General features: G+C 39.5%; 9 protein-coding genes and 1 pseudogene. 3 read left to right on the top strand and 7 right to left on the bottom strand.

The window, feature by feature from the left end:
• The 3 genes from ACFIL3_RS09165 to ACFIL3_RS09155 form a co-directional block, all read right to left on the bottom strand.
• On the bottom strand, positions 1-176 hold a 176-nt coding region (locus ACFIL3_RS09165; protein WP_375682126.1), incomplete at its 3' end, for a GPW/gp25 family protein.
• The gene (locus ACFIL3_RS09160) at positions 173-862 is read right to left on the bottom strand and encodes a phage baseplate assembly protein V (protein ID WP_375682125.1); all 690 of its coding nucleotides are present in this window, start codon (positions 860-862) and stop codon (positions 173-175) included. The genes ACFIL3_RS09165 and ACFIL3_RS09160, both read right to left, overlap by 4 nt.
• Entirely contained in the window at positions 855-1,391 is a 537-nt protein-coding gene (locus ACFIL3_RS09155) for a hypothetical protein (protein WP_375682124.1), read from the bottom strand. The genes ACFIL3_RS09160 and ACFIL3_RS09155 overlap by 8 nt, the downstream gene beginning before the upstream one ends.
• 49 nt (positions 1,392-1,440) lie before the next feature.
• Between ACFIL3_RS09155 and ACFIL3_RS09150 the strand changes: the two genes are divergently transcribed.
• The 3 genes from ACFIL3_RS09150 to ACFIL3_RS09140 are packed head-to-tail and all read left to right on the top strand — an operon-like array spanning position 1,441 to position 2,209.
• Positions 1,441-1,713, top strand: coding sequence for a toxin HicA (locus tag ACFIL3_RS09150; protein WP_273790312.1), 273 nt, complete (start codon positions 1,441-1,443; stop codon positions 1,711-1,713).
• Positions 1,703-2,020 carry a type II toxin-antitoxin system HicB family antitoxin gene (locus tag ACFIL3_RS09145; protein WP_004856761.1) on the top strand — a complete coding sequence of 106 codons (318 nt, stop codon included), beginning with the start codon at positions 1,703-1,705 and terminating at the stop codon, positions 2,018-2,020. The genes ACFIL3_RS09150 and ACFIL3_RS09145 overlap by 11 nt, the downstream gene beginning before the upstream one ends.
• A 42-nt stretch (positions 2,021-2,062) precedes the next feature.
• Positions 2,063-2,209: a CopG family antitoxin gene (locus tag ACFIL3_RS09140; protein WP_375637094.1), complete on the top strand. Its 147-nt coding sequence runs from the start codon at positions 2,063-2,065 to the stop codon at positions 2,207-2,209.
• Positions 2,210-2,256: 47 nt separating this feature from the next.
• Here the strand turns inward: ACFIL3_RS09140 and ACFIL3_RS09135 are convergent, their stop codons facing one another.
• From ACFIL3_RS09135 to ACFIL3_RS09120, 4 genes and pseudogenes are all read right to left on the bottom strand, one after another.
• A complete protein-coding gene (locus ACFIL3_RS09135) occupies positions 2,257-2,535 on the bottom strand; it encodes a hypothetical protein (protein ID WP_375682123.1) in 279 nt (92 codons plus the stop codon).
• Positions 2,532-3,260, bottom strand: coding sequence for an antA/AntB antirepressor family protein (locus tag ACFIL3_RS09130; RefSeq protein WP_375682122.1), 729 nt, complete (start codon positions 3,258-3,260; stop codon positions 2,532-2,534). Before ACFIL3_RS09130 ends, ACFIL3_RS09135 begins: the two co-directional genes overlap by 4 nt.
• A gap of 314 nt (positions 3,261-3,574) precedes the next feature.
• A complete protein-coding gene (locus ACFIL3_RS09125) occupies positions 3,575-3,928 on the bottom strand; it encodes a hypothetical protein (protein ID WP_375682121.1) in 354 nt (117 codons plus the stop codon).
• 1 nt (position 3,929) lies between these two features.
• A pseudogene (locus ACFIL3_RS09120) lies at positions 3,930-4,055 on the bottom strand (major capsid protein); the annotation flags it as partial.

Genomic DNA, 4,055 nt, shown 5'->3' with positions numbered 1-4,055 from the left:
GCAACAGCAAAAGCATTATTAACCGGTGCATCAATGAGTTCAGCAACACGTGAACCATAATCACGCCGCATTACACGTGTGCCAATGCGTGTTGATAAGATATCAATAATCGATTGCCGCAAATGCTCTATGCCAACCAATGGTTTGCCTGTTGTACGGTCCATTCCACTGTTCAATTGGGACCTCCTGTCATAGAGCCACCAGAAGTAACACCGCCATGAACATGTGTTGCTCCTACATTGGTGCCGTTATGCTTTAGTCCACTTGAATGAATGGAAACATTATTCCCAGAATAAAGAGAGAGACTATCATTCGAATTCAGTGAAATGCCACCACCTGCCTTCAAAGAGATGTTGCCTTTTGCGTTTAAATTTATATCGCTTTCTGAAACAATCTTTATGCCTTCCGGTGCGGTAAGCTCTAGCTTGCCACCATCACCTTTTAGTGACACACCATCAGCAATCGTGAGAAGAAATTTTCCACCTGATTTGATATGAATTCCATAAGTATTTTGTTCATCATCATATTCAAGGCTGGTTCCATCAGGGTATATCGTTCGGTGAATGCTGCCCTTATCGGCTGCTTGATTAGCATCGGTGTGAAGTGAACCAACAATCACTCCTTGTGATAAATCGCCTGATGATGAGACAACAATGACTTGCTCTCCAATGTCACGCCCTTCATAAGAACATGTTTTACCAGCGCGGGCTTGGGTATCTGGAATCCAATCACTCACAAGATTGCCACTTTTTACCCGATAGCGTGCATTTTTATGGTCGACATGGCTAATCTTACCCACCACAACCATATTTGCCACACGTCTCTTTAAATCGGTAATTTCTTTATCACGCCGCTCAAGCATGTTTCTCTCCAACCTTATGATATTTGTCTTTGTTTTTTGCTCCTGTTTTTGGTTCAAAGCCTAGGAAAGGTTCAATAATTTTTGCGGTTGCAATGCCTTCTGCTTCATTAGGGGAGGGAATATTTGTCACATAAGTAATCTCAAAGGTTAAAACCGCCCCATGGAGTGCTAGGGCGCCATTATCGCCAAAGGCAAAAGCAATATTTTGTAAGCGGCATGTTTCAACGCTGTTGTTAAGATTGGGATTGGCATAGAAAATCTCTTCAACTTCCCATGCTAATTGGTCAACAAAGCGTGCGCCATCTTCACATGTTGCATAGCACTCAACATCTAGCGTTAAAACACGCCGCCTTAAGCCAAAATCATGTCCATCTTCAATTGTTTCACTTTGTGTTGAGATATTAATAGCTGGCATTGTTTCAATAAATAAATTGAAATCGCGCATATTGAAAACATTATCACCAGCCACTGTTTTTGCTGCCTTTATCAACGCAACAAAGCTTTCCCTTATCGTCTCTCTCGGATGCATGGGGGCTCCTGTTCAATTAAGTGCATAAAATGATTGACTAGGATTAATAATGATACTATCATTGGTTATGAGTAATAAAGTTGAAAAAATAATCAGCTTGATGAAAGCATCACCAAAGAACATTAAGTTTTCAGATTTGTTGGCTGTATGTGTCTATTTCTTTGGAGAACCACGGAACAATGGTACAAGCCACTTTGTTTTTAAAACACCGTGGCTTGGTGATCCTCGTGTGAATATTCAAAAAGATTCTGGTAACAAAGCAAAAGCTTATCAAGTCAAACAAGTCTTACAAGCGATAGAAAGGATGAAACATGAACAATAATCATTATACATATCGTGTTTTGTGGTCGCAAGAAGATGAGGAATATGTCGGATTGTGTGCAGAATTCCCATCCCTTTCATGGTTAGATGCTCAAGCAGAGAAAGCTTTAAAAGGCATTATGGACCTTGTTTCAGAAGTTGTGGAGGACATGCAACATAATGGAGAAGAAGTTCCTGTGCCTTTGTCACATGGTAAATACAGTGGTAAGTTTCAATTAAGAATACCACCAGAACTCCATAGAAAACTTGCAATACAAGCCGCTGAAAATGGTGTGAGTTTAAACAGATACATTTCTTCTAAACTTTGAATCTTTTAAAATTCTATACACATCAAAAGAAATTTAATTTTTATGAAAACCTCTAAATTAAAACAAATGCCCGTTTTTAAGACGGATGAAGAAGCAGAAAACTTTGTTGATACTGCAGATCTTACAGATTATGACTTAACTAGTTTTAAACCCGTTCATTTTGAGTTCTTACCTAAAGAAGTCTCTTGACTACCTCCCCACCTTTAACGATAGGGAGGGGAGTTCTATTTTTTAAATTAAGCAACCTTTTTAATGGGGCTCTCTAAATCTGATTCGTAAGCTCGCAACAAAGAATCCATGCTATGTGGTAGCTCTGAAGCTCCAAAATCTGTAAGAATTGCCAAAATCTTTGTAATATTAGGCACGTCATTTTGAAGTTTTAAAACTAGAACCTTTTCTATTGCATTCATAGTTTGAACCAGAGCACTACAATCTTTGTCGCTCACATTTTCATCATTAGAAAATTGAGATAATGCTATCCACAAATCACATAAGAAGTTGGTATCTATCTTCATTGTACACCTCCATGGATTTGTTCTCTCAAACATGCTAATCCTCTAGATGTGATTTTTGTTGAAGGGAGCACCTTTTCTGTACCATCCGGTCTTTGAATGGTGATAGCAGGACAGTCCATGAATCCTTTCTTGATCTTATCTTGATAAGGTAACAGAGGCGCTCCTGGAGCACGCCGGTAAACCCAATCATGTTTACGCAAGTAATCCGTTAAATCCTTTGGTCGTACCTCCAACATCTTCGCTGCTTCGATAAGACCGAACAAACCATCAGAACGCTTTAGACCCTCAAGTGCCTCTGCTTTTGGTGCTAATTCTGCAATAACATGATCTTTCTGCTCAATTTGACTTTGTAAATGGTTCAAAACACCAAGTAATGCTTCGGGTTTGGAGTAGTCAACTTGTGGGGTTGTTACTTGCTTCAAAAGCCGTTCACATTTGATAAAGTATTGACGTGCTTCATGTCCTTTGTCATTACGCTCTATCATCGAAAGATGTTTAGCCATGTCTAATGTAATGTGGTATTCTTTTATTTTTCCACCCCGGTAAAAATTTACCGCAGTTATAAAGTTTATATTTTCCTGAAATTTACATTCTTTAATGCGATTTTTAATCCAATTTCTAAATTCAGACTTTATTTCCAAAAACGCATGCAAATCACGCGCGTTAACAGTTTGAACAGTTTCCTGATCAATTGTTTGTTCCAATATTGGAATAAGAGTGTTCATGAGAACTCCTTATCGTTAGATGTTTTTCATTGACACTCTAAAGAGAGTGCCGGGCGCTGAAAAACACGGCGATAAGTCCGTCGTTACACTTTCCCCGCAAAGGTATTGTATAGTGTAACCACACCCGACAAAACCACTATATGCTACAAAGCATGTGATGAGTCAAAGTTTTTAAATTTCGGCGGGAGGAGATTATTTCGGTAATCCATCCGCTTATCGTTCGGTGTTTTTCAGGCACCTAGCTCAACAATAGACACATTTTTGCCGTATTGTCAATAGGTGACTTCATATTTTTAAAATAAATAAGCGTATCTTTACTTTATCTCTCGCAAGATAAGTTTATACATACCGGATTCTGAGGCTTGGACATCTGTAACAGTGAAGTGCTCTTGAGAAGAGGGGGCTTTGTTATTTTCAGGAGAGATGATCACAATACTATCTTGAGGTTTTGGTGGTATTCCCCCGATATCATTGATACAAAGATCAAGTTCCTTTTTTGCGATTGTCGTGGGGATTCTGCCACCAGCCTCCGATTCCGAATGTTTAATGCCGTAAATCGCTGTAATTTGAAACGATTGTTGATTGTCCTTTCGCGTGTAGATGATGGGCTGCCCAAAAGTGTTGCGCACATCTTTAACCATTTGGTTTAGCAGCCCGTTCCACCGCATGTTATTTCGCTCCAATCACTGCTTTAAACAGCATTTCAGGGCGTGTACAGATGTAAAGCGGATAGCTATAGACCTCCGGTTTTACCCATGCATTACGGTCGTGGTCGACGATAAGCATCGTGTAGAG

The sequence above is a fragment of the Bartonella sp. CE47NXGY genome, assembly GCF_042195415.1.
Lineage (GTDB): Bacteria > Pseudomonadota > Alphaproteobacteria > Rhizobiales > Rhizobiaceae > Bartonella.
Note: the sequence above shows the minus strand (reverse complement) of the source record. Positions and strands in the feature narration are given on the sequence as shown.

Bases quoted from the DNA above. Each gene is read 5' to 3' on its own strand.
- ACFIL3_RS09160 (WP_375682125.1), bottom strand. From the start codon at position 862: ATGCTTGAGCGGCGTGATAAAGAAATTACCGATTTAAAGAGACGTGTG.
- ACFIL3_RS09155 (WP_375682124.1), bottom strand. From the start codon at position 1,391: ATGCATCCGAGAGAGACGATAAGGGAAAGCTTTGTTGCGTTGATAAAG.
- ACFIL3_RS09150 (WP_273790312.1), top strand. From the start codon at position 1,441: ATGATACTATCATTGGTTATGAGTAATAAAGTTGAAAAAATAATCAGC.
- ACFIL3_RS09145 (WP_004856761.1), top strand. From the start codon at position 1,703: ATGAACAATAATCATTATACATATCGTGTTTTGTGGTCGCAAGAAGAT.
- ACFIL3_RS09140 (WP_375637094.1), top strand. From the start codon at position 2,063: ATGAAAACCTCTAAATTAAAACAAATGCCCGTTTTTAAGACGGATGAA.
- ACFIL3_RS09135 (WP_375682123.1), bottom strand. From the start codon at position 2,535: ATGAAGATAGATACCAACTTCTTATGTGATTTGTGGATAGCATTATCT.
- ACFIL3_RS09130 (WP_375682122.1), bottom strand. From the start codon at position 3,260: ATGAACACTCTTATTCCAATATTGGAACAAACAATTGATCAGGAAACT.
- ACFIL3_RS09125 (WP_375682121.1), bottom strand. From the start codon at position 3,928: ATGCGGTGGAACGGGCTGCTAAACCAAATGGTTAAAGATGTGCGCAAC.